We start from the raw sequence: 1,951 nt of genomic DNA, 5'->3' as shown, positions 1-1,951 counted from the left end.
CGGTAGGGTCGAGGGCTGGCGCGCCACTCGACCAGATCTCTTGGTCGAGCACGTTTCCAGCCCCCGCCTCGTCGCACGCAGCGTGCAGATTTCCCGCACTACGCGCACCCATTTGCTTCGCGCTGAGGTTTATGGGGCTCATCACACCGGGGCAGCTTTCGTCATGTTGTATGTCACCTGATAGCCATTAAACAGCTTTAGGGTACCGTACAGCCATGATGTACTCCACCGCCTCCAGCCGAAGCCCTTCCGTTTCTGCGCCCGCGTCAGATGACGCCTGACCTTCTTCTCTACCCACTCTTTGATGTAGCTGAAGCACTCACTGGAGTGCCCAACTGCAAAGTAGTTCACCCAGCCACGGAGCTTCGGATTGATCAGGTTGATTATCCTCTCAATCGGCTGCGACCGATGCCGTCGAAATACTTCCTTGAGCTCCCGCATAATCGCCGTTCGCTTCTTGAGCTTAGGCGTCATATGCGGCCGCATCACTCCACGTCGACTGCGGAGATACCGGAAGTCGAAACCTAGAAAGCCAAAGCTCTCGCCTCGCTCCAGGTCGACTGTACGGCTCTTCTCATCATTGACTTCTACCTGAAGTTTGGCAAATTCCTCCCGTAGCCGTTTGATAACGGCACCAACCAGCCAGTCACGACGTTTGTGGGCGTCAATCAAGATCACCAGATCGTCTGCGTATCTCGCGTAGTCGACACCGGTGTACTTGCCGATGCGTGTGACGTCCCGCGCCCGCTCCAGCATCTTGTCCACCTCGTTGAGGTAGAGATTACTGAGCAAGGGTGAAATCACTCCGCCTTGCGGAACGCCCTTCTTGCCAGAAGTTTTCAGCATAACCTTTAGAAGGTGCATGATGTCCGCGTCGTTGATCCGCTGCGCCACTTTCGTCAACAACCGGTCATGCCGAACATTGTCGAAATACGCTCGCAAATCAAAATCGAGGACCCGCGTCTTCCGTTGCGTTATTGCCTTTGCTACTCGCTTGATCGCGTCATGTGCTGCCCGCTTGGGCCGGTATCCAAACGACCCCGATTGGAAGTCCGCCTCGAAGACAGGTTCGAGTATGAGTTTGAGCGCACCTTGGACCACCCGATCGCGGATCGCCGGAATCGAAAGGACTCGAACTTTGTTCCCGTCCTTCGGTATTTCCTGTCTCCGCGCCGGAAGTGGTCGATAGGTATGCCCGATCAGTTCGTCCCGTAGCTGCTCAAGCAGAGCATCTACGCCTTGCGATTCGATGGCTTCGAAGGTCACTCCGTCTATTCCCGGAGCGCCGTCATTTTCTCTAGCCATCTCATACGCCATGCGTAGCGTCTCCACCTTGCAGACGTGGACATATAGGCCCCAGAAACGCCAGGACGGTTCAGCCTTCGCCTTGACGTATAGTCTCCGCCTCAGGTCCTGCAAATCGATGGACGCCTTTATCATCTCGTCCTTGCCTTCCTTGCGTTGGAGACTTCACAAATGGCAGGGTCCCTTCGCTCCACAGCCGTTACGCCACTTCGCAGCTACATACGGACCCGGCCGCCACCCTCTCGTCTTCGACCACTTTCCCGGTGTTCGCCGGTTATATGGCCTATCTTGCTCCGACAATTTCTCGCCGGGACGAGGAGGGCTTCTCCAGTTGCTCGGCATGTCCTTGTCATCGTGCTGTCGCTTCCACCCCGCCGAGGTGAACAGCCGTGTCGGTCAGTTTTCGGCTGCCCATGTTGCCTTCGCCCGATGAATGGGGGCTCGGCCCTCGGTCTTCGATATTTCGAGGCCACAACGCGTTCTCTTTCGATACGGCCCGATGACTCGCGATCTCCCCGTCGGGAGACTTGTCGATAGGCTTCAAAAGGTTCGTTTCCTCCCCTCCTGCTATCCGTGCTACAGGGCACTGACTTTTACCCCGGTAGGACTAACTCCTACTGAACATGCCAGCCTTCGCTGGACGCAC

1 protein-coding gene is annotated in these 1,951 nt (G+C 56.6%); it reads right to left on the bottom strand.

The features are described 5' to 3' along the window. Positions 1-141: 141 nt before the first annotated feature. Positions 142-1,317, bottom strand: a complete 1,176-nt coding sequence (gene ltrA / locus H8B02_RS46990; protein WP_229172474.1) for a group II intron reverse transcriptase/maturase — start codon at positions 1,315-1,317, stop codon at positions 142-144. Between the last annotated feature and the right edge of the window lie 634 nt (positions 1,318-1,951).

Source organism: Bradyrhizobium altum, from assembly GCF_020889705.1.
In the GTDB taxonomy this organism is placed as follows: Bacteria; Pseudomonadota; Alphaproteobacteria; order Rhizobiales; family Xanthobacteraceae; genus Bradyrhizobium; species Bradyrhizobium altum.
The sequence above is the reverse complement of the archived record's forward strand: the minus strand, read 5'-3'. Positions and strand labels throughout refer to the sequence as shown.

Coding starts and splice junctions, on each gene's coding strand:
- ltrA (WP_229172474.1), bottom strand. CDS start 1,317: ATGGCGTATGAGATGGCTAGAGAAAATGACGGCGCTCCGGGAATAGAC.